Raw genomic sequence first — 21,991 nt, forward strand, 5'->3', positions numbered from 1 at the left:
TTCTGCTTGCGCTTTTTCTTCGCCAATTGTTTATTTCTGTAAAGCTTTTTTCATCATACTAATCACAGAATCGAATTGAGAATGCTCATTGACGACTTGATCGGCTTTTTGTCGATTGGGGCGGTCTTTTAGAAAGTCGAAGATTTGGTTTTCATTCTGGATTCCTAGTTTAGCCATAAACTCATCCAAGTTCTGAAAATCTGTATACTTTTGTAAGAAGTCATTGTTCAACAACGCCTTCACATCAAGATTCCCTTTTTGATACGCTTGATAAAGGCTAGTCAGTTCACTGAAACTGAAATTTGCTTTTAATTGATCCATCCATCCCATTTATGCTTCCTCCTTCGCAGAAATGATTTTCGCACCAAGGGTATTTTCAAAATGGCGTAGTGCCCATTCATGTCCGACCGCGTCAAAGCTGGCAACGGTATCTGCATCGATCACCAGTTGGTAGCCTAAATTATAGGCATCCACTGCTGTATGCAAGACACAGATGTCGGTACAAACGCCGGTCAGGTACAATTCCGTGATCCCTCTTTCCCGGAGTCGGATGTCCAAGTCGGTACCACTAAACGCTGAGTAATGGCGCTTGTCGATCCAATAGACATTTGGCGCTTCCTGATAGGTTTCATAAAGCGGGGCTAAACGACCATAAAGATGTCGCCCCGCACTGCCCGCAAGATTGTGGGGTGGGAACAAGCGGTTTTCAGGATGATAGTTGTCTGTTTCCTCATGACGATCAATGGCAAAAACGACATACTCACCGGCTTCGATAAAGGCTTGCGTCCGAGCCACTAAGGCAGCTTCAATCGCTTGCCCAGCAGCACCCGTCGTCAATCGTCCCTCATCTGCAACAAAATCAAACGTATAATCAATGGATAGTAATGCTCTCATGCTTCCTTCCTCCTCTTACGGATCGGCTCTCCTGTTTTTTAAGTTACTTTAATGTTTCAACGAATGCCAAGACCATTTCAGCGGAACGCTTGCCAGCTTCTAAGATAAACTCATCAAAAGAGACGGTTGCTGCGTGGTCGGCGGTGTCGCTGATCGCGCGCACGATTAAGAAAGGAATATTGAATTGCTGCGCAGTCTGTGCGATCGCGGCTCCTTCCATCTCACAAGCCAAGGCATCTGGAAAATGTCCTAAAATCTCCTGTACTTTTTGCGGGTCATGAATAAAGCTGTCACCAGTAACGATCAGTCCCTTTTTCACGGTATGATGGGTCGCTTCTGCGGCTTTCGTCATCTCACTGATCAAATAGCGGCTGGCTTCATAATACAAAGGCATCCCACCAGGCAACTGGCCATATTCATAACCAAAGCCAGTCACATCGACATCAAAATAGGCCACTTTATCTGAGATCACTAAATCCCCTACTTGTAAACCGGCACCGATCCCACCAGCTGATCCAGTATTGATCACCATATTGACCCCGTATTGTTGGATCAGTAAACTAGTGGTGATCGATGCCAGAACTTTACCAATACCTGAACGAACGACGATCACTTCATGATTGCCGATACTTCCTGAAATAAATAGTGCGCCGCCGCGTTCCCAAGAAAGCGGTGAAATCAACTGTTCCCGCAACGTCTTGATTTCTTCCTCCATTGCACCAATAATACCAATTTTCATGTGTTTGCCTCCTGCTTCTCGTTTATTTTTCATCCTTTAAAATGAAAAACAACAGAAATTCCCACGTATCTACTGACGTGTTTTTTCTCCTTTCATGATAAACTAGTTTTGACGAAACGAACAGTTTTTTGTCATTATCAAAGGAGGCACTTATGTCTGAAATTTTCAACGCCATGGCAGCAAAATACGATACCCCTGAACGGATCGCGTTAGCACAATTAGTCACCCAAACCCTTGAACCTTATTTTAAAGACAACCAGCACCAAACTCTGATCGATATCGGCGGCGGTACCGGCCTAGTAAGTCTGCCCTTAGCAGCTTATGTCCAGCACTTAGCCATCTGGGATACTGCCCCTGGCATGATCGAGGTTTCTGAAAAAAAAATCAACCAACTGCAGCTGGCCAATGCTTCTGCAACTGTCCACGATCTGCTGCAAGAATCCTTACAAGCAAAAGCAGACGCTGTGCTGCTATCCCTCGTCTTGCTGCATATTCCTGACACAGCCGCTATGATGGAAAAACTATACGCCTTGCTGCAGCCAGGAGGAACCCTTTACCTAGTGGATTTCCTCAAAAATCCCGCCGTGTCTCACCCGCTGGTTCATAATGGGTTTGACCCTGCTGCATTGACTCAACTGACAGAGGCGATTGGGTTTACCGACCCTTCCTTTACCGTTTTTCATGAAGCGGATCATTTGTTCATGAATCAGCCAGCGGCCATGTTTTTAGCTATTTTGAAAAAGCCGACCGAATAACAAAAAAGCCGCACTTGCAGAAGATGCAGGGGCGGCTTTTTCTTAGTACTAGATGAATCACAACAAAAAGATCGCCAAACCGACGACGACTAACAATAAAGTGACGATCACAATGGCTTTCATTAAAAAACGGTTCAGATCCCGAGATTTCTGGTTCTCACCGGCACGGGTCTTCGTGATTTCTTTGTTTTTCTTGCGCACTTTTCGGTAGTGGTTATCAATTTGTTTTTCTTTTTGTTTCCATTCTTTCTTGCTTTGCTTTTCTACGATTTGCTGATTACGTTCAGACGCCGCTTGTTCTTCTTCGCGTCGGCGTCGAAGTTCACTGCGGGTGATCAATGGTTCTTTAGGCAAGTCCGTTCCTCCGTTTCAATTCCAGCAACTCCCAAAATTGGATCGCAAACACGGTCTTCGCATCACAGATCGTTCCATCAGCGATAGCGGCTTGTGCTTGCTCTAAGCTCAATTCATAGACTTCCAGCACTTCGTCTTCGTCTTGCGGTAAGGGATTTGCCACTTTTTCCAGCTCTTTCGCATAATAGACGTGCAAGATTTCATTCGCAAATCCTGGTGAAAGGTACATAGAAGAAACATGCTCTAGCGTTTTTGCGCGATAGCCAGTCTCTTCTTCCAATTCCCGGGCGCCAGTCAAATCTGGACGTGCGCCTTCTCCTGGATCGATTTTGCCTGCTGGTATCTCTAAAATCACTCGCTCTAATGGCTTTCTGAATTGGCGAACGAACAGCATTTTGTTCTCACTCGTCAAGGCGATCACGGCCACCCCACCTGGGTGGAAGACTAGTTCGCGTTTACTGGTTCCACCATTGGGCAAGGAGACATCATCAACCACCACATCAATGATTTTGCCATGGAAAATTTCATTCCGTTGGATCGTTTTTTCTTCAAAATCTTTAAATTCTAACATCTATCGACACCTAACTTTCCTCATACGTCTTATCTATCAAACACTTTAGCATAATTTAGAAAAAATATCTTCTTAAGAAATAGCAAGAAAGCTTATGAATTTACTAAAAATCGGAAAATCCACCCCAAGTCTGATATTTTTCTTTTAGTGAACATGCTAAAATAAAGATGTCGAATAACCCAATCTACTTGTCCAAGAGATTTTTAGGAGGAGGAAAAATGAAAAAAAACATCTGGCTGATCGTTGGTGCGATCGTCCTCATCAGTATTATTTTTAACGTAGTAGGCGATTCATTTGCGAGCCTATTATTAATCGTCGGTGCGATTTTAGTCTACGTCGGTATCAGAGGACGTAAAGTTCCGGCAGCGGATCCACAAGTTTTGCCTTCTTTAACGAGAGAACGAGAAGCCCATTACTTGAAAAGCGGAATGACTGCTCGTGAGATCGAATTGTTCCGTGAAACGATGAATCAGACGAAACACCAAATCGATAAATACCAAAAAAATATCACTAGCAATAACAAGTTAAAAGCCATTGACTTGCGTCACGATGCCTTGCGTGCCTCAAAAGCTCTTTTCAAAGAACTCGTAAAAGAACCAACTAAACTGCCTTTGGCAAGTCATTTCCTTTATACCCACTTGCCCAATATGGTCGATTTGACCGATAAGTTCATTGAAATCAATAGCCATGAGATCAAAAGTCGTGAGACCTATGATAAAATCGAAGAAAGCACACAAATTATCGAGCAAATGGCTTCCTTGATCGCCAAAGACTACTCCCAATTTGTAGCAGACGATCTTGATGACATGGATATTGAGTTATCCATTGCCAAACAAAGCATAAAACGAGATAATGAATAGGGATAGATTCTGATTGGCAACAAAAAAAGAATCTAAAAAAAAATCTAGCCCAGGCTAGATTTTTTTCGAAAGCAGACAATTATTAGGAGGAGTTATTATGAGTGACACACCAAATCAAGTAAAACCCGTAACGGATACGCTTGACGATTTATTGAACAACCCATTTTCAACCCCTGTCGACACTTTGACCACTACTCAACAAGCGGAGATCAGTCAGCTGAAAGAACAGCAAACAGCACCGCGTTTGATTGACAAATTACCGCCAGAGCGTCAAGCACAGGCCCAAGAATTAGCCAGCAAGATCGATGCAACTGACCAGCAAGCAGTCATCACCTATGGTGCAGCTGCCCAAACCAAACTTGGGGAGTTTTCCCAATCTATGTTGAACCATGTCCAAGCAGCTGATATCGGCCCTGTGGGCGACTCATTGACTGAGTTGATGTATCGCTTGCAAGAAGCCAATCCAGATGAACTGCGTGCAGGTGAAGGCAACTTATTCAAGCGGATGTTTGGTAAAGTAAAACAATCCATTTTTGAAATCACCGCTAAATACCAAAAAATCGGTGCCCAAATCGACAAGATCGCCGTCAAATTGGATAAAGAAAAAGACGGTTTGCTAAAAGACAACCTGATGTTGGAACAGTTGTATCAAAAGAACAAAGATTACTTCGATGCATTGAACATCTACATTGCCGCTGGCGAGTTGAAGATGCAAGAATTGCAAACCAAAATCATTCCTGAAGCCATGAAAAAAGCAGAAGAAACGAATGATCAAATGGACGTACAGATCGCCAACGATTACACGCAATTCCTAGATCGTTTAGACAAACGGACCCATGACTTGCGCTTGGCACGTCAAATCACGATCCAACAGGCACCGCAAATTCGCCTGATCCAAAACACGAACCAAGCGTTAGCAGAAAAAATCCAAGCTTCTGTCAATACAGCGATCCCGCTATGGAAAAACCAAGTGGTCATTGCCTTGACTTTATTGCGTCAAAAAGATGCAGTTACGGCACAGCGCCAAGTTTCTGAGACCACCAATGATCTATTGAAGAAAAACTCAGAAATGTTGAAAGTTTCTGCTATTGAAACAGCGAAAGAAAACGAGCGCGGCATCGTCGACATCGAAACATTGCAAAAAACACAAAACGACCTTGTGGAAACGATCCAAGAAACATTACGGATCCAAAAAGAAGGAAAAGAAAAACGTCGTGCTGCCGAAGTGGAATTGGGTCATCTAGAAGAAGACTTGAAAGACCGCTTATTGGATTTAACTAGCAACAAGTAAATTTCACCTATCAAAAGAGGACTTCCATTCATGGAGTCCTCTTTTTTTGAAAAATTTTATTTAAGTGAAGGCAGCGATCCAATCTCAATGAAATGAAACTTCAAAATGATTGACGCCGTCTTGATCCACCGTCAAACTGATTTGCGCCTGCAGCATTTCTGTGATGGCTTTGGCGATGGCTAAACCTAACCCATAGCCGCCTTCTTGATGATTGCGAGAAGGATCCCCGCGGTAGAAGCGGTCAAAGACATAGGGAATTTTTTCTTCGGGGATCGGACAACCACCGTTGGAGACTTGCAGCACTGTCTTTCGTTGCCGTTCGATTAGGGCCACTGTGACTGTTTCTCCAGCGGGCGTGTATTTCAAGGCATTGTCTACCAATATCATGGTCAATTGCCGCAAGGCTTGCTCATTGCTTTCAAGGCGCACCTGTTTAGCGATCTGTTCCTGATAGTGGATCCCTTTTTCCAGCGCAATCGCCTCCATGCTTTGATAAACACTTTGCACGACTTGACTGGCATCGATCACCGAACGCACCATTTCTTGCTCGGCACTTTCAAATTTGGTCAACAGCAATAAGCTATTTACTAGCTCATCCATCCGTTCGGAACCTAACTGAATGTTTTCCAGCCATTTCATTTGGCTTTCCAAGGTTTCTTCTGGACTGCCAGCTAATACCTCAGCATTGACTTGAATGATCGCCAGTGGTGTTTTCAACTCATGGGAAGCGTTAGAAACAAACTCTTTTTGTTTGCGCCAAGCCAGTTCCACCGGTCGCAAGGCTCGATTGGCCACATAAAAACTAGCGATATAAATACTGGCTAAAGCTAAAACGCCGATGAGCAAAAGCGTGTTTCTTAAGTTGCTTAGACTGGTTTTGTAGTCGGTGACGTCAAAGAACAGCACTTGATAAAATGGCTCGTAATTATTGATACTGGTGGAATATTCCCCTATTGCATCGTAATCGATTGAGTATTGATTGAAAGAAGTCACTAAAAAGAGCGCATACCGCCAATTTCGACCATTCACCTTCACTTCGTTAGGAATCTCCCCTTGTTTCGCCGCTGCATCGACCAAGGCTTCATAAAGCTCGTTTTGATCGACGCTCTCATCAATACTTTGAATCACGACATCCATTTGGCTAATGTCAAGTAGAGCGATCTCTCTGAGCTCACTGGTACTATTCGTGATGGTCAACATCATTGGATACTCAGGCTCTGTCAGTGATTGCCGCACTTCCTCCTCATCCAAAGGTACCGCAGCTAGGGTGTTTGCTTCTTGCGAGATCAATGATTGGATCTCGTTTTCAATTTGGGTGGCATTCAAAATATAGATAAAGGTAAAGGCACCTAAGACAATGATTGAGATCAACGCCATATTGAACCACAGCATTTTATTTCGCAATTTTTTTAACATGGCGGCTCCTTGCTCTGCAAAATATACCCCGCATTGCGGATCGTGCGAATGCCGATATCCGCTTCAAGCAGCGTCAGTTTTTTCCGCAGCAAAGACACATAGATTTCAACGCGGTTTTCTTCCACATCGGGATCAAAGCCCCAAATTTTATTGATGATGGTTTCTTTTGATAAAATCACTTTAGGTCTGGCTAAAAATAGCTCCATCAGTTTCATTTCTTTGGGTGACAGCACCACTTGATTGCTAGGCGTGGATAACTGCAGCTCATTACGATCTAAGCCCACGTTGCCAAAGGCTAACTGGTCTTCTTGATAATCCAAATCTTTTCTTCTGCCTAGCGAACGAATCCGTGCCAGCAACTCTTTCATTTGAAAGGGTTTCGTCAAGTAATCATCTGCCCCTGCATCCAAGCCGAGTACTTTGTCATCGACTTCGCTTTTGGCCGTCAACATAATGATCGGCGTGCGAATATTTTGCTTGCGTAACGTCTTTAGCAATGTGATCCCATCGATTTTTGGCAGCATGATATCCAAAACGAGAATGTCATATACACCACTCGCTGCATAATCTAATCCGGTTTCGCCATCATACGCCAAATCAACGGAATAATGTTGTTTCTTCAATAAGCTGGCAACCGCTTCTGCGATCGATGGCTCATCTTCTACGAATAAGATCCGCATCGGTCAGTCCCCCTTTTACACTCATCATTTCTTTTTCAATCACTTTTCAGTAAGCACAATCATTCCTATAGACTCATTCCAATTGTTCTCCAATAAAAGGTTCTGTTGAAACGATCCGCATGTGTACACTTGTTTGATGAATCCACATGTGTAGCAACAATGCTACCATACCGCTTAGTAAAAACACAAACAGCTTTTTCCTAAGGTCTTGAAAATTCTCTTGATGACGCATGGGTTTCCTCCTTTTGCAGGTTGACTAAAAAAGAAAGCGACTATTCAGAATCAGATGCCGCTGGGGCTGTCTGATTGCCTAAGCTGATATCGAAGGTAATCGTATCTTCTAACGGTAAAAACTGATTGAACTTGCTCATCCCCACGATTGTCCCGTAGGGTTCTGCTGAATTGACATAACGGACTTGATAGCTGATGTTCGCCCCTTTTGAACGGAATTCATCAAAGAAGAGTTTTTGCAGATCCCCTTCAAGGATCTCGCTTCGACGGTAATCTTTGATATAAGGTTGTCCTGCCGAATAGACGACTTCAATGCCTTGGTCATCTTTGCTGGTTAAGACGGTCCCGGCGGTCTCACTTTGCGAGATCAATTGTCCATAGGGCAGACTCTGAGTAAACTGCATCCGCATCCGCACAGTGACACCCTCAACAGCGGCCTGGGCATCATCTGGTAAAATCGTTGAAAAGTCTGGTACGGTGACCCCTTTCCCTAGGGAAATCGTTACTTGAAACGCATCCCGTTTCGCGATTTTTTCTTTTGGTGCCACGCTTTGTTCAATGACCTTGCCTTCTTCCACAGTATCCGAAGCCTGTTCTTTGACTTCAAGCTCCAGCTCATGGGCTTTCCCCCATGTTTCTACCTCTGCACGGGTTTTATCACTAAAGTCTGGTACTTCAATATCTTTTTCAAAGGTTTCTTCGCCTTTGGAATAAAAGACTCGTCCGACATCTCGACGATGATAGTTCTCTCGTGAGACTTCTTTATTGGTAAATTCTACTCGAATCGGTGCTTTTTCCTCGATCTCATCGTGGTATTCATCGACGATCGTCAAATTGTTTGCTTGATTTTTTTCGATCCACTCTGCTGCCTCGTCCCTCGTCATTTCCATAAAGTCTGGCAATGCCAATTTCTCTTCTGGATCAGGTCCTTGGCTCACGGTTAGATGCAGGGTGCTTCTTTTTCTGACTCGACTTCTGGCGGCTTCTGCTTGGGCGATCACTTGATTGGCTGGGGCTTCATCATAGGCTGGTGTGACATCAACCGCAAGATCATGTTCCGCTGCCCATTCTCTGACCTCTGAGATCTCTTTGTCCACAAAGTTATCCAACCGGACATACGCCAATTGGAAAAATAAAAAGCCGCTGAGTATAAAGAGTCCAAGCAAGGCAGCTAACCCTAGCAGTCGTTTTTTTCGCCGCTTCTTTTTGAAGGAGGGATCATGTTCGATCCCCTCTTCTAAAGAAGCTGAACCTTTTTCTTTGCGGGAAGCACGGGAAGAAGGTACTTCGGCTGCTGCTGATCCCTTGTCTGGCTGTTTCGGTTCTTCTTCAAACTTCGATAAAAAATCACTCATAGGCCGTCAACGCACCTTTTTTTAAGTAAAAAGTCTGATCTGACTGCTTGGCGATCTCGGTCGAATGGGTCACTACGATGATGCACTTGTTGTGGATCGCCGCTAGTTCTTTAAAAATATCCACGATTTCTTGTTCCATGCCTTCATCCAAATTCCCGGTAGGTTCATCGGCTAAAATGATATCAACGTTGGTCGCTAAAGCACGAGCGATGGCGACCCGCTGCTGTTCCCCACCGGAAAGCTGATTGACGAAACGATCGGCTTTCGTGGAATTGATGCCGATATAGTCCAGCAAACGATACGCAATTTGATCATGCTGATCCGGGAGTTTGTTGTCTGAAATCGCCATCGAAACAAGGACGTTTTCTAAAGCCGTCAAATAAGGGATCAAGTTGTAACTTTGAAAAATCAAACTGATTTTGTTGCGGCGATATTCTTCATAACCGATCGTTTTGATATTTTTTTCTTCAAAAAACACTTCCCCATCGGTTGGCTGATCCAATGCACTGATCAAGGAAAGAAAAGTGGTCTTTCCTGAGCCTGATTTTCCTAAGATCGTGTAAAATTTGCCTTTTTCAAAGGAGATATTGGTTTTATCTAAAATTTTCCGGCGATTCTCGCCATCTTGGTAGTAATACGTCATGTCTTTTGTTTCTAAAATTGCCATGTTCATCGCTCCTTACAGCATGATTTTTTTCGGATTCAACCGTAAAATATACAACAGCGGCACCACTGCCGAAAGCAAGATCGTCACGATCCCAGTCGCTAAAAAGGCGATCACATAAGATAAGGTATATTGAACGCGAAACGCCTCGTTGATCGTCGCTTGGTCGATTTTCGGTGCACCCACAAAGAATTGTTCCATCCCTGTCTGGTTTGCCTCTAGCATACTGCTGGTTAACAAAGATTCAGAAACCATCTTGCCCAGCATATTCCCTGTAACCAAGGAGATCAGCATTGCACTGACACCAATCAACAGGAGTTCGATCACAATCTGTGCAAACACGTATTTCCGGCGTTCCCCTAACGAAAGGTAGATACCTAACTCATATTTACGATCTCGGGTAAACAAGACAATGATCAAGGAGATAATAATCAAGGAAGCAATCACCGCAATCACTACGACATACGAGGAAATTTGTGATAAGCGATTCATACTGGTTCCCACACGGTCATACTCATCCGTAGAAGCATTGACCTTATAGCCATTTGGCAAGAGTGGTGTCACCTCTTGTTTGAATTGTTCTGCATCTTCTGGTTGATTCAAAATAAATTGCGGGGTAAAGAAATCCTTATCAGAACCAGGATCTGTCGCTGGAAATGCCGCTTGTTGCCCCGCACGTTCCTCTTCAACAATCGTTTTCACAGCATCATTTGGCATATAGATACGATTGAAGGGACTATCATCAAAAAAGGACGAACTCGAATTATCATTTTTTTCATTCGCTTTTTCTAAATTTGTGTTTTTAAAGATCCCGACGATTTCAATTGGGTAATCATTGCCTTTTTGTTTCTCTGTCTCTTCACCAGACGAATAGTCGATAAACTGTCCATCTAAGACCATGGTGTCACCGACGGCTAAGCCGTTTTCCTGAGCCAACTCTTCAGAAATCAACCCCACACGTTTTCCGGTACGCTGTTCCTCTTCAGTGAAGAAGCGTCCCTGTGTTAAATTCACCGTACCTTCTTCAAAGTCTAGCGGCTTTAAGAGATTGGTTCCTGCCAAATGGATCAAGGAAAGCATGCCCCCAACGATCATGACATTGTCATCATCTTCTTGACGACTAAAACGATAAGGTTTGAAGTTTTCAACAGCAATCGATGCTTCTCGCAAATAGTCATACTGTTTGACTTCCGAGCGCTCGCCAATTTGTTTGATCAGCTCCTCCGGCAGCGGCTGAATCTCCTCCATACTTGCGCCGCCCTCACTATTTGCCATCAAGGATTCATAGTCGATATCGATCGTTGCGAGGGAACCTAATTGGTTTTTGATCTGCTTTTCGACATTTTGAGTCGACTGATTGACCGCAATTGCGCCAGCGATCACATTTCCTAAAATTAGAATAACAGCAAACAATATTGCAGATTTTCCTCGCTTTCTCGTCACACTCAGCCATGCCCGTTTCATATAATTCAATTGCCAACATCCTCTCTTTTTTTCTCTAACAAAAGCATACTGGATGAACCTTTAGCGAATCTGTCATTTGGAAAATTTCTCAAAAAAAGCAGATTCATAGAGGACTTTTGATCAAGAAAGACTGTCATTGCAATGATCAGCACCAGAAATGACCACTATTTGAATAACAAAAAAAGCCTCCTAAAACGCTGCTTATAGGAAGCTCGGCTATATTTACATAAAAAAAGACAAAAACCGCATCCGGGTCTTTGCCTTTTCACAATCCTATTCGTCAATTTTCTCATTTAATTCGCTGTTACGATAGCCATATACAAAATAGATCGCGATTCCGATCACTAAGGAGATCCCAAAAACGATCCAGGTCGCCGTTTGTAGACGGGTCATCAAGAAGAGACAGCTGGCAACGGACAACAAAGGCAATAACGGTACCAGTGGTACTTTGAATTCGCCTTTAGCAGGTGGGCCCATCATCTTCCGCAGCTTGATGATTCCTAAGGACATTAAGATCATATACGACAATGCCGCAATGTTGGTCAATTCTGCCAAGATATTCAATGGGAAAGCTGCCGCAAAGAAGAAAGCAAAAACACCCGCGATGTAGGTCGCTTTCTTTGGTGTTTGATGCTTTGGATCAATGGCTTGCATCGCTTTTGGCAATAACCCATCTTTACTGATGGCATATAACAGACGCGCCAAGGAGTACATCATAGCGATCGTCACTGTTAATAAGGTCAAGATCGCACCCACAGAAATGATTGATCCGACAACCCCATGACCGACATAACGCATCGCAAAAGCTACCGGATCATTGACTCCTAATTCAGCAAACGGAACGATTCCCGTCATGATCAGTGTGACAATGATATAAAGGACAGTTGCGATCGCAATGGAACCAATGATTCCTCGAGGGACATTTTTCTTGGCATCTTCGACTTCTTCCGCCGCCATTGCGACGGCATCAAAGCCAAGAAAAGCAAAGAAAACTAACGCTGCACCATTAAAAACGCCTGAAAAACCAAAGGGCATAAAGGGCTGCCAGTTGTCTGGTTCCACGAAAAAGGCACCAAAGACGATAAACAAGAGGATCACGCCGAATTTGACCCATACCATGGCATTGTTCAAACGTAACGCTTTTTTCGCTTCTTGGCTGACCCACAAGGTTACAAAAATAATGACTAAACCAGCGATCAAATCAATGTAGGTCCCCTTGCTTGGGTCATAACCGCCCGTCAACGCAGTTGGTAAATGGATATCCGCACTGGCCAAAAAGCCTTGCACATAGCCTGACCAGCCAGATGCCACCGAAGAAACGGCCAATAAGAACTCGCAAATCAAAAACCAGCCTGCCAGCCACGCGGTAAATTCACCAAAAACGACATACAGATACGAATAGGCGCCCCCTAAAACGGGGATCCGAGAAGCAAATTCCGCAAAAGAAAGCCCTGATAACACAACAACGATACCAGCTACAACAAAGGAAAGAATCAATGCCGGTCCGGCATACTCAGCAGAAGCAGTCCCTGTAACAACAAAGATACCTGTGCCGATAATGGCGCCGATCCCCAACATAATCAAATCTTTTAACTTCAACTCTTTTTTTAAATTCGTCACACTTTCCCGTTGTATGACTTTTTTTCGAAATAAATCCATAACTCCTCCTCAAAAATATACGTTTATGTTGCTTTCATATACCCCAGCAAAACACCGCCGATAATCACCAGCAGACAACCAATCACCACATACCGCAGTTCTTTTTTGGTTTTCTTTTCGCCGAGAATAAAAATCCCGCCTAGCGTTGAAATGATGATTCCCATCTGCGACAATGAGAAGCCCACCGCTAGTCCGACGTGCTGAACCGTGATCAGCATGCAGACATTGCCGATGCCCCATAACAATCCTGACAAGGTATTTTTCCCTACAAAACGGTCGACCTTCGTCTTTCTTAAAGCAAATAGGCTGGCACCGATCAGCATCCCGACACTTTGTGGCAAAATGATCGCCAATGGGTCCAATCCTGCCCAAGTAATCAAAATCGTATAGGCGCCGTACCCAATAGTGGATGAGATCAATGCCCGAAATCCTTTAGGAAAATCAAGCATCTTGCTGCCGGCTTCTACCGGACTTTCACCATCTTGGCGAGCGGTCAGATAAGCCCCGATCACCAATAAGATCAACGCGCTAACACCTAATGCATAATCGCGGGTCTGGGTCCATTCCGCAAAAAACAATGCACCGGCGACCGTATTTAAAATCAGCTGCATGCCGGTTGAAAGCGGCAGTCCAACAGACACACCTAAATATTTCATGCCATGGAATTGACCGTTTTGACCGACGGACCAAAAGAGACCAGACAAAAGACCGATCAAAATCACCTTTCCATCAATCACTGGCATCGTCACAAAATATACGACCAGAGAAAAGAAAAAGGCACCAATCGTCATTCCTAGCGTTTGCTGGTTCGCATCCCCGCCAAGTTTGGCACTTACTAAACCAATGCTGCCCCACGCAAACATTGGTACTAATGCAACGAGTATCTCCATTTCATTCATCCTTACCATTCAATTTTAAACACAGGCTTTAGTGTATCAGTGAAAACGTTCTAGGGACAAGTGATTTTTGTCAAAAAACACAAAAAGATACTCGAAAAAAAGCAGATTAGCGTTTTTCCTCATAATAACTCAACAAGGGAAAGAACAGCGTCATGGTGGTTCCTTTTCCAACTGTCGACGAAGCCGTTAGCTCGATGCCTAATTCCTTCGCTAAACTTTTCGCTAAAAAGAGCCCTAATCCCGTCGAGTGGGTGTCCGTTTGGCGCCCATTTTCGCCCGTAAAGCCTTTATCAAAGATGCGACGCATGTCTTCTTTAGGAATGCCGATCCCACTATCTTGCAAGTGGAGATAGGTTCCTTGGGCATCTTTTTCGATCCGAATTGTCAGCTGCCCATTTTGTGGTGTGTACTTAACGGCATTGCTGACCAATTGTCGAAAGATAAAGCCGAGCCATTTTTCATCGGTCAACACTTGCTGATCCTCACCTTCAACGGCATAGTGCAGGTTCTTTTGGATAAAATAATTTGCCTGACTGCGTAAAACCGGCTGGATGACGGCTTTCAATGAAATTTCTTGGACCAGATAATCTTTTGAAAAGCTGTCCAAACGGGCGACGTACAAGACTTGCTCGACGTATTCGTTCATGCGGTTCAATTCATTTTCTAGTAAGATGAATTTTTCATCTGGAATATCAAATTCGATCGAATGCAAAAGCAATCGTGATGCGGCTAAAGGTACTTTGATTTCATGGACCCACGAATCGATGTATTCCTTTTGTTCTTCTTGATTGCTGACGACTTGCTGCATCAATTCTTGGTGCTCTCGGATCAACTGATTGATGTAAGATTCGATCCGTTCTTCTTCCGCCGAGCGTGCTCCTTGCAAGTAGTTTTGCAGCAAGCTGTCTCCGGGCTTGGGGGTGATTTTTTGCCAAAAACGCCGCTTAGATAAGTAGCTGATTGCCAAAAAGAACACCATCAAGACACTTTGCATCAAAAAGAGATAGCCGACTGTACCCCAATCCATCGGGGAATGAGGAGTCAGCCAAAAAACTAAGACCGTCAACACGAAAAAGACCAGCCAGCCAATAAACAGCAGCCAACGATCTTTCAAAAAACTGCGCAAAACCCGCCACTTTGTCATGGTACGATATACCCTTGACCAACCTTGGTTTCAATGTAGCCATTCATCCCCGCTTGTTCGATTTTTCGTCGCAAACGATTGATATTGACCGTCAAGGTATTGTCATCTACAAAACGCTCGTCATCCCATAAGGCCCGCAAGAGTTTTTCACGACTTAAAATCTTGCCGTGATTTTTCATCAAAATATACAGCAGGCGGTATTCGTTTTTGCTAAGATCGATGCTTTCGCCATTGATATACATGCTGCTGTTGTCGATATTGAGGGTCAAACCGTTATGCACTAACGTCTCGCTGCTGCTTTCTACATAGTTGTAGGAACGGCGCAATAAGGCATTGATTTTTGCAATCAGAACGTCGATCTCAAAAGGTTTTGTCACAAAATCGTCCGCCCCCATATTCATGGCCATGATCATATCCATATTGGTATTGCGACTGGAAATAAAAATGATTGGTACTTTGGAAGCTTCGCGGATTTTTTGACACCAATAGTAGCCATCAAAAACCGGCAAATTAATATCCAGTAAAATCAGTTGGGGCTCTTGTTCTTCAAAGTCAGTCAACACTTGATGGAAATCCGTCGTGCCAAAGGTCTCAAACTGCCATTTTTCTAGTTCTTCGATAATCAGTTGGCGAATCACCGCTTCATCTTCTACTACCATTATTTTTGCCATATCCGTGAATTCCCTCACTTTGCGTAATTTTCTCCTCTTTACTTTATCAAATATCAAAAACGAATGCGAACATTAATCGCCGTTTTTAGCAAACCCTAAAAAACCTCTTCACTGTCCTGAGGAATCAGTGAAGAGGCAAACAAAAAACGGACGACTAGGTTACTCGATGATCTCAACAGTCTCAATTAGTAGTTTTCCGATAAACAATAAAATCCCATCGAAAAAAAGCACACTCATGTTGACACCTAATAGCATTGATAACCGTTCAACGACATCGATTTTTGGTCGTTTGTTCAAATAACGAAACAAGAAAAAATTCACACCATACGTCACTGCCATGATCAGCAGCATCAAGATCACCATTTTAGTTCCCTGCTTTTCTTCAAATTTTTGGTTGCTGTGCTAAAAACTGTGTCAGTTTGCTTTGATCGATGGCTTCATACTGCGATAGGAAGCGACCGATTGCTTGAACGACTGCCGGTAGATGACCCGCTTCATCATTTTCGATCTGCAGCACCAGCAGTGGTTCGTGCAAGCTCATTCGCAGCAAGAACCAGCCTTGGCCATAGGGCGCTGTCAAGTTGATGCGAATGCCTTCCTCATTTTCTGGATCGATCTGCCAGCCTGGCAGCAAATGATCGGCTAAATCCGCGATCACTTGGCGACCATAGTCTTGATAGTCGGCTTTTTGGATCGCAAAGCGCAATTCTTGGGTCTCGGCGGGTTGTTGCAACGCCGCGATCAGCTCATCCAGTGTCGTGCCTTGCTGTTGCAATTGTGGCAGCATCATCAAGAGCTTGGCGATCACGTACGCCCCGTCATCTAAAAAGAAATTTTCTTTAAACGCGGCATGCCCGCTGGTTTCGATGGCTAACTGTGTGTCCAGTCCTGCTTCATTCAATTCAATCGCTTTGTTGATCACATTGCGGTAGCCAGAAATATAGCGTACTTGCTGTCCTCCCAGTGCTTCGATAAAAGTTTTTAAATGATTGGAGGTTGGCGAATTGGTGACGATGCGCGTGCCTGGGTGTTCCGCTAAGATGATCTTGCTTAATACAGCAATCATATTGTTGCGGTTCAAGGGCTCACCGCTTTTGGTCACGACAGCCGAGCGGTCGACATCGGTATCGAAAATAATGCCTAGATCGGCTTGTTCTCGTAAGACGGCTTCACGAATACTTGCCATCGCCTCTTTATTGTCTGGATTAGGGATATGATTGGGAAAATGCCCATCCGGTTCTAAAAATTGCGAGCCATTCGTATCTGCCCCTAGCGGCAGCAACACTTTTTCAGCAAAAAAGCCGCCGGCACCATTGCCTGCATCAACAATGATCTTTAATCCAGCCAAAGGTTTTTCCTCATTGGTTCCCATCCCTTGGCGAATTTTTTGCAGTAGATCTTGGGCATAGGGCGTCAGCAGGTCTTTTTGCTGATAGCTTCCTTTTTCCGCTGCCTCATGAACGGTAGTGTGGGTCAAAATATAGTGGATATCCATTTTTTCGGCACCGCCTTGGCGGCTGAAAATTTTTATTCCATTAAAGTAATAAGGCAAATGACTCGCTGTCAGCATCACACCAGCATCACAGTCGAAATCCGCAAACTGTGTGCTCATAAACATGGCTGGTGTCGTTGCCAAGCCACAATCGATCACTGCCACGCCTTCTTGCTGCAGCTGTGCCATCAACACTTCTTGCAGTGCTTCGCCACTCAAGCGACTGTCACGACCGACTGCCACGCGAAAAGGTCCGCTGCCCTTTGTTTCCAACCAGTTGCGCAAGCCCGAAGCAACTTGCCGAACCGCTTGCTCCGTCAGCGTCACCTGTTCTTTTTCTGTTGCGATCGCAATCCCTCGAATATCAGAACCATTTTGCAAATCAACGATGTTCATTTCCTCCACCCCTTCTTGTAACCGGAATCAATTTTATTATACCAGAGAAAAAAGGAAATGAAATTGCTTTTTAGTATTTTTTACTATAAATAGTTTGCTTTCCTTATTCTTTAAACGGAATCCCTTCCAGTTGCAGTAGTCGGCGTTTGGTTGCTAACCCGCCCCGATACCCCGTCAAGCGGCCGTTTTTTCCTAACACCCGATGACAAGGAACCACGATCATCATTGGGTTACGCCCCACTGCGTTGGCGACAGCTCGGACAGCGGTCGGACGTTGAATGCGCAGCGCCAAGTCACTGTACGTAGTGGTTTCACCATAAGGAATTTGGGTCAGTGCTTGCCAAACGGTTTGTTGAAACGGTGTCCCTACAAAATCAAACGCAAAAGTAAACGTCACTGGTTCCCCTGCAAAATAAGCTTGCAGCTGCGTTTCAATTACTGGATCAAGGTCAGCTATACTACTGATTTCAGCCAATGGAAAGAATTTGAGTAATTCATGATGATCCTGCTGCCGACCAAAATACACTAGCCCTTTTTCCGATTGGACCACCTCATACCATTCTTCGTCTAAAACGATCTTTGCCAATGCTAGTTTCATATTTTCACCTCGTGGAATCCATTTTCCGCAGCACAACTGCTTACGTGCTGCCGCCGTTCTACGGCTGTCTCAGTGACAGTATACCATTTTTTCGAGCTGCGCAAAAAAACCGACTGGCTTACTGCCAATCGGTCGTTGCAAACAAGGGGAAAATAGGCAGATCGCCAGTCGCTGCAGCTTCAAGCCGTAGCAATGGCAGAATCAATCCAATTCGATTTTCCCAGTATATAGCTGATAATAGGTGCCTTTTTCTGCCAACAGCGTTTCATGGGTCCCCCGCTCAATGATACGGCCATGATCCATCACCATGATGGCATCGGAGTTTTGGATTGTAGACAATCGATGGGCGATCACAAACACGGTCCGTCCAGACATCAAACGATCCATCCCTGATTGGACGATCCGCTCTGTACGGGTATCGATGCTTGAGGTGGCTTCGTCTAAGATCATCACTGGCGGATCAGCGATCGCTGCGCGAGCAATTGCCAACAGCTGCCGTTGACCTTGGGAAAGCCCTTCGCCATCGCCCGTGATCACGGTGTCGTATTTTTCTGGCAAATGATTGATAAACATGTCGGCATTGGCTAGTTTCGCTGCTGCCAGCACTTCTTCATCACTAGCATCCAGTTTTCCGAAGCGAATATTCTCGCGAATCGTTCCAGTAAACAAATGGGTGTCTTGCAAAACGATTCCTAATGAGCGACGGAGGGATTCCAGATGGATTTTTTCAATATTGATACCATCATAGCGAATCTTCCCGTCTTGGATGTTGTAGAATCGATTGATCAGATTGGTGATCGTTGTCTTACCAGCACCTGTTGCACCAACAAAGGCAACTTTTTGCCCAGGCTCTGCATACAGATTGATCTCATGTAAGACCAGTTGATTATCGACATAGCCGAAATCAACATCTTCAAATCGCACGTCTCCCGTCACTTCCGTATAGGTAATGGTTCCATCCTCGTGGGGATGTTTCCACGCCCACGTGCCTGTTCGTTCTTTGGTTTCAACTAGTTGACCTTGCGACCATTTGGCATTGACCAGTGTGACGTAGCCATGATCGATTTCTGGCGTTTCATCTAATAGGTTGAAAATTCGCTCAGCACCGGCTAATGCCATGATCACAAAGTTGATTTGTTGTGATACTTGGCTGATAGGGCCATTCAATGAACGGCTCAGTTGCAAGAAAGAAGCGATCATCCCGACCGTCAGTCCAGAAACACCATTGATGGCAAACAGGCCACCAATGATGGCGATCAAGACATATTGGACATTTAGTAAGTTCATCATGATCGGCATCAAGGTATTGGCATTGACATTGGCTTTAGTGGCACTTTCTTGCAGTTGATCATTTAAGGCATCAAATTCTTCCATGACGATTTTTTCATGATTGAAGATTTTGACGACTTTTTGTCCGTGCATCATTTCTTCGATATACCCGTTGACAGCGCCTAAATCTCGTTGCTGTGCGCCAAAGAAGCGGCCGCTGCGGCGAGAAATGATGCGGATCACATTCAGCATCAAAATAACCGACAGCATCACGAACAGAGTCAATGGAACACTGATGGAGAACATGGCGATAAAGACAGAACAAAAGGTTACCGCCGCCATCATCAAGTTTGGAATACTTTGGGAGATCATTTGACGCAACGTGTCCGTATCGTTGGTAAAGTGACTCATGATGTCGCCATCTGAGCGGGCATCAAAGTAGCCGACTGGTAGAGACTGCATATGTGTAAACATTTGGTCACGGATTTTTTTCTGCGTGCCCTCACTGATCTTGACCATCATAAAGTTATAGATCAGTGCGGCCAAGATCCCAATCAGGTAGATGATCGCCATTTGGACGATCGCCCGAAACAAGCCGCCAAAATCAGGATTGGCTTGCCCTAAAAGCGGTGTGATATGATCGTCGATCACGACTTGTAAAAACAACGAACCACGAACGTTGGCAAAAGCACTTAACAAGATCATAACAACGACGAATAGGAGTTGTCCTTTGTAGTCGCCAAACATCGTTCGCAATAAACGTTTTAATGTGCGCTTGGGATTTGCTGCTTGTCTATTCTTCACCTTCACCAAATCCTTTCTGCTGCGAATGGTACACTTCTTGATAGATGGCATTGTTTGCCAACAATTCTTCGTGGGTACCGATGCCATTGATTTTGCCATCATCCATTACGATGATCCGGTCGGCGTCTTCGATCGAATTGATCCGTTGGGAAATAATGATCGTCGTCGTTCCCGGAATTTCTCGTTTCAAGCCTTCGCGGATACTGCGATCGGTTTTGGTGTCGACGGCACTAGTAGAATCATCGAGAATCAAGATTTTCGGTTTCTTTAATAAGGCGCGAGCAATCGTCAACCGTTGTTTTTGCCCACCGGAAACATTGTTCCCTCCTTGTGAGATCTGCGTTTCATATTTATCAGGAAACTCTTGAATGAAGGGATCGGCTTGTGCAATCGTCGCCACGCGCTGGATCTCTTCATCCGACGCCTCTTCATTGCCCCAACGTAAATTGTCGTTGATGGTGCCGCTAAAGAGTACATTGTTTTGCAAGACCATACTTACTTGGTCCCGCAATGCTTCTAAATCATAGTCGCGAACATCATGACCGCCGACGATGACACGCCCTTCAATCACATCATATAAGCGCGGGATCAGCTGGACGAGGGTGGATTTCCCGCTCCCGGTTCCACCAATGATCCCAATGACTTCACCGGATTCGATGCGTAGATTCGCATCGGTCAGCGCCAACTTGTTTTTGTCATTGGCGTAACTAAAGCCGACATTTTCAAAAATGATGGAGCCGTCTTTGATTTCTTTGACTGGCTCGTCGGGATTTTTCAAGTCACTTTCTTCATCTAATACTTCCACGACCCGTTCTGCCGACGTTCGTGCGATCAAAATCTGCACGAAAGCCATCGACATCATCATCAAGCTCATCAAAATCTGCATCGTGTAGTTGAACATGCTGACTAATTCACCAGTCGTCAGGCTACTTTGTTCCACGATCAACTGGGCACCAAACCATGACAAGAGCAACATACATGTATAGACTGCAAATTGCATCAATGGCATGTTAAAAGAGACGATTCGTTGCGCAAGAGTGAAATTCCGATAAACATCGGTGGACACTTCGCCAAACAGTTCTTCTTGTTGTTCTTCCCGGACATACGATTTCACGACGCGAACCCCTTGTAGATTCTCTTGCACCACATTATTCAAGCGGTCATAAATGCGGAATACTTTTAGAAATAGCGGATGGGCAAAACGAATCACTAAGGCAAGGCCAATCGCTAAGATCGGTAAAACAACTAAGTAGATCGTCATAAGTTCTGGGCTGATGGTGCTAACCATTGCAAGTGAGAAAATCAGAACTAACGGACTGCGGACCAGAATACGAATAATCATTTGATACGCATTTTGGACGTTGGTCACGTCAGTGGTCAAGCGGGTGATCAAACTGGAGGAAGAAAAGCGGTCAATGTTTGAAAAGGAAAAATCTTGGATTCGGCGAAACAGATTGTGCCGCAGGTTGCGGGCAAAACCAGCCGAAGCGATCGCTGCCGTTCGTCCACCAAGCGTTCCTAAAAGTAATGCGATCAAGGAACATAAAAAAAGCAAGCCGCCATCTCTTAGAATCACACCGGCGTCTCCTTTTTCGATCCCTTGGTCGATCATCATGGCCATGATCAGGGGCATAATGACATCTAAGGCAACCTCTCCTGCTACATACACAGGGGTCAGCAAGCTGTCCTTCTTATAGCTGCCAACATTCGCGAGTAATTTTTTTATCATTTGTTTCGTCCCTTCTATAGATGGCACTGCGGAGCCATTTTTTCTCGTTACCATCA

23 protein-coding genes are annotated in these 21,991 nt (G+C 44.6%); 3 read left to right on the plus strand and 20 right to left on the minus strand.

The genetic code is table 11. The features are described from left to right. Positions 1 to 30 precede the first annotated feature (30 nt). From IGJ12_RS14815 to IGJ12_RS14825, 3 genes are read right to left on the minus strand one after another with little or no spacing between them, the layout of a single operon-like run. A complete protein-coding gene (locus IGJ12_RS14815) occupies positions 31 to 330 on the minus strand; it encodes a hypothetical protein (protein WP_008379310.1) in 300 nt (99 codons plus the stop codon). Further along, the gene (locus IGJ12_RS14820) at positions 331 to 894 is read right to left on the minus strand and encodes a cysteine hydrolase family protein (protein ID WP_008379309.1); all 564 of its coding nucleotides are present in this window, start codon (positions 892 to 894) and stop codon (positions 331 to 333) included. A 43-nt stretch (positions 895 to 937) separates the two neighbouring features. After that, entirely contained in the window at positions 938 to 1,633 is a 696-nt protein-coding gene (locus IGJ12_RS14825; RefSeq protein WP_042890679.1) for a 5'-methylthioadenosine/adenosylhomocysteine nucleosidase, read from the minus strand. A 152-nt stretch (positions 1,634 to 1,785) separates the two neighbouring features. Here IGJ12_RS14825 and IGJ12_RS14830 point away from each other — a divergent pair, with 152 nt between their 5' ends. Next, positions 1,786 to 2,388: a class I SAM-dependent methyltransferase gene (locus IGJ12_RS14830; RefSeq protein ID WP_430619161.1), complete on the plus strand. Its 603-nt coding sequence runs from the start codon at positions 1,786 to 1,788 to the stop codon at positions 2,386 to 2,388. 57 nt (positions 2,389 to 2,445) lie between these two features. On the opposite strand, the gene macP is transcribed toward IGJ12_RS14830, so the two are convergent. Further along, positions 2,446 to 2,742: a cell wall synthase accessory phosphoprotein MacP gene (gene macP, locus IGJ12_RS14835; protein ID WP_005233519.1), complete on the minus strand. Its 297-nt coding sequence runs from the start codon at positions 2,740 to 2,742 to the stop codon at positions 2,446 to 2,448. Next, positions 2,735 to 3,313 carry an NUDIX hydrolase gene (locus IGJ12_RS14840; protein WP_008379307.1) on the minus strand — a complete coding sequence of 193 codons (579 nt, stop codon included), beginning with the start codon at positions 3,311 to 3,313 and terminating at the stop codon, positions 2,735 to 2,737. Before IGJ12_RS14840 ends, macP begins: the two co-directional genes overlap by 8 nt. Positions 3,314 to 3,531: 218 nt before the next feature. Here IGJ12_RS14840 and IGJ12_RS14845 point away from each other — a divergent pair, with 218 nt between their 5' ends. Beyond that, positions 3,532 to 4,173: a 5-bromo-4-chloroindolyl phosphate hydrolysis family protein gene (locus tag IGJ12_RS14845; protein WP_008379306.1), complete on the plus strand. Its 642-nt coding sequence runs from the start codon at positions 3,532 to 3,534 to the stop codon at positions 4,171 to 4,173. Positions 4,174 to 4,270: 97 nt separating this feature from the next. Next, positions 4,271 to 5,464: a toxic anion resistance protein gene (locus tag IGJ12_RS14850; protein WP_005233515.1), complete on the plus strand. Its 1,194-nt coding sequence runs from the start codon at positions 4,271 to 4,273 to the stop codon at positions 5,462 to 5,464. Positions 5,465 to 5,548: 84 nt separating this feature from the next. Here the strand turns inward: IGJ12_RS14850 and IGJ12_RS14855 are convergent, their stop codons facing one another. From IGJ12_RS14855 to IGJ12_RS14925, 15 genes are all read right to left on the minus strand, one after another. Continuing rightward, the gene (locus tag IGJ12_RS14855; protein WP_016621945.1) at positions 5,549 to 6,880 is read right to left on the minus strand and encodes a sensor histidine kinase; all 1,332 of its coding nucleotides are present in this window, start codon (positions 6,878 to 6,880) and stop codon (positions 5,549 to 5,551) included. Beyond that, complete coding sequence (locus IGJ12_RS14860; RefSeq protein WP_087664558.1) at positions 6,874 to 7,560, minus strand: response regulator transcription factor; 687 nt, start codon at positions 7,558 to 7,560, stop codon at positions 6,874 to 6,876. The genes IGJ12_RS14855 and IGJ12_RS14860 overlap by 7 nt, the downstream gene beginning before the upstream one ends. Positions 7,561 to 7,633: 73 nt before the next feature. Continuing rightward, positions 7,634 to 7,792 carry a hypothetical protein gene (locus tag IGJ12_RS14865; protein ID WP_016621946.1) on the minus strand — a complete coding sequence of 53 codons (159 nt, stop codon included), beginning with the start codon at positions 7,790 to 7,792 and terminating at the stop codon, positions 7,634 to 7,636. A 40-nt stretch (positions 7,793 to 7,832) separates the two neighbouring features. Continuing rightward, complete coding sequence (locus IGJ12_RS14870) at positions 7,833 to 9,146, minus strand: PASTA domain-containing protein (protein WP_430619162.1); 1,314 nt, start codon at positions 9,144 to 9,146, stop codon at positions 7,833 to 7,835. Then, a complete protein-coding gene (locus tag IGJ12_RS14875; protein WP_008379303.1) occupies positions 9,139 to 9,813 on the minus strand; it encodes an ABC transporter ATP-binding protein in 675 nt (224 codons plus the stop codon). The genes IGJ12_RS14870 and IGJ12_RS14875 overlap by 8 nt, the downstream gene beginning before the upstream one ends. A 12-nt stretch (positions 9,814 to 9,825) precedes the next feature. After that, on the minus strand, positions 9,826 to 11,274 hold the full coding sequence (locus IGJ12_RS14880; RefSeq protein ID WP_016621948.1) for an ABC transporter permease: 1,449 nt from the start codon (positions 11,272 to 11,274) through the stop codon (positions 9,826 to 9,828). A gap of 273 nt (positions 11,275 to 11,547) precedes the next feature. Further along, complete coding sequence (locus IGJ12_RS14885) at positions 11,548 to 12,933, minus strand: APC family permease (RefSeq protein WP_005233503.1); 1,386 nt, start codon at positions 12,931 to 12,933, stop codon at positions 11,548 to 11,550. Positions 12,934 to 12,956: 23 nt separating this feature from the next. Beyond that, positions 12,957 to 13,823, minus strand: coding sequence for a GRP family sugar transporter (locus IGJ12_RS14890; protein ID WP_430619163.1), 867 nt, complete (start codon positions 13,821 to 13,823; stop codon positions 12,957 to 12,959). Positions 13,824 to 13,938: 115 nt separating this feature from the next. After that, a complete protein-coding gene (gene sapS / locus IGJ12_RS14895; RefSeq protein ID WP_016621950.1) occupies positions 13,939 to 14,976 on the minus strand; it encodes a two-component system sensor histidine kinase SapS in 1,038 nt (345 codons plus the stop codon). After that, positions 14,973 to 15,647, minus strand: a complete 675-nt coding sequence (sapR, locus tag IGJ12_RS14900) for a two-component system response regulator SapR (protein ID WP_005227794.1) — start codon at positions 15,645 to 15,647, stop codon at positions 14,973 to 14,975. Before sapR ends, sapS begins: the two co-directional genes overlap by 4 nt. A gap of 159 nt (positions 15,648 to 15,806) precedes the next feature. Further along, positions 15,807 to 16,010 (minus strand): hypothetical protein, encoded by a 204-nt coding sequence (locus tag IGJ12_RS14905; protein WP_005227790.1) that lies wholly within the window; start codon positions 16,008 to 16,010, stop codon positions 15,807 to 15,809. 19 nt (positions 16,011 to 16,029) lie between these two features. Beyond that, positions 16,030 to 17,535, minus strand: coding sequence for a phosphoglucomutase (locus IGJ12_RS14910; RefSeq protein WP_005233485.1), 1,506 nt, complete (start codon positions 17,533 to 17,535; stop codon positions 16,030 to 16,032). 103 nt (positions 17,536 to 17,638) lie between these two features. Then, on the minus strand, positions 17,639 to 18,133 hold the full coding sequence (locus tag IGJ12_RS14915; RefSeq protein ID WP_005233483.1) for a methylated-DNA--[protein]-cysteine S-methyltransferase: 495 nt from the start codon (positions 18,131 to 18,133) through the stop codon (positions 17,639 to 17,641). A gap of 201 nt (positions 18,134 to 18,334) precedes the next feature. Beyond that, on the minus strand, positions 18,335 to 20,257 hold the full coding sequence (locus IGJ12_RS14920) for an ABC transporter ATP-binding protein (RefSeq protein ID WP_228085046.1): 1,923 nt from the start codon (positions 20,255 to 20,257) through the stop codon (positions 18,335 to 18,337). Then, complete coding sequence (locus tag IGJ12_RS14925) at positions 20,196 to 21,935, minus strand: ABC transporter ATP-binding protein (protein ID WP_008382065.1); 1,740 nt, start codon at positions 21,933 to 21,935, stop codon at positions 20,196 to 20,198. The genes IGJ12_RS14920 and IGJ12_RS14925 overlap by 62 nt, the downstream gene beginning before the upstream one ends. Between the last annotated feature and the right edge of the window lie 56 nt (positions 21,936 to 21,991).

Origin of the sequence: Enterococcus sp. DIV0802b, assembly GCF_050543535.1 — a bacterium.
GTDB classification, from domain to species: Bacteria; Bacillota; Bacilli; order Lactobacillales; family Enterococcaceae; genus Enterococcus_D; species Enterococcus_D entomosocium.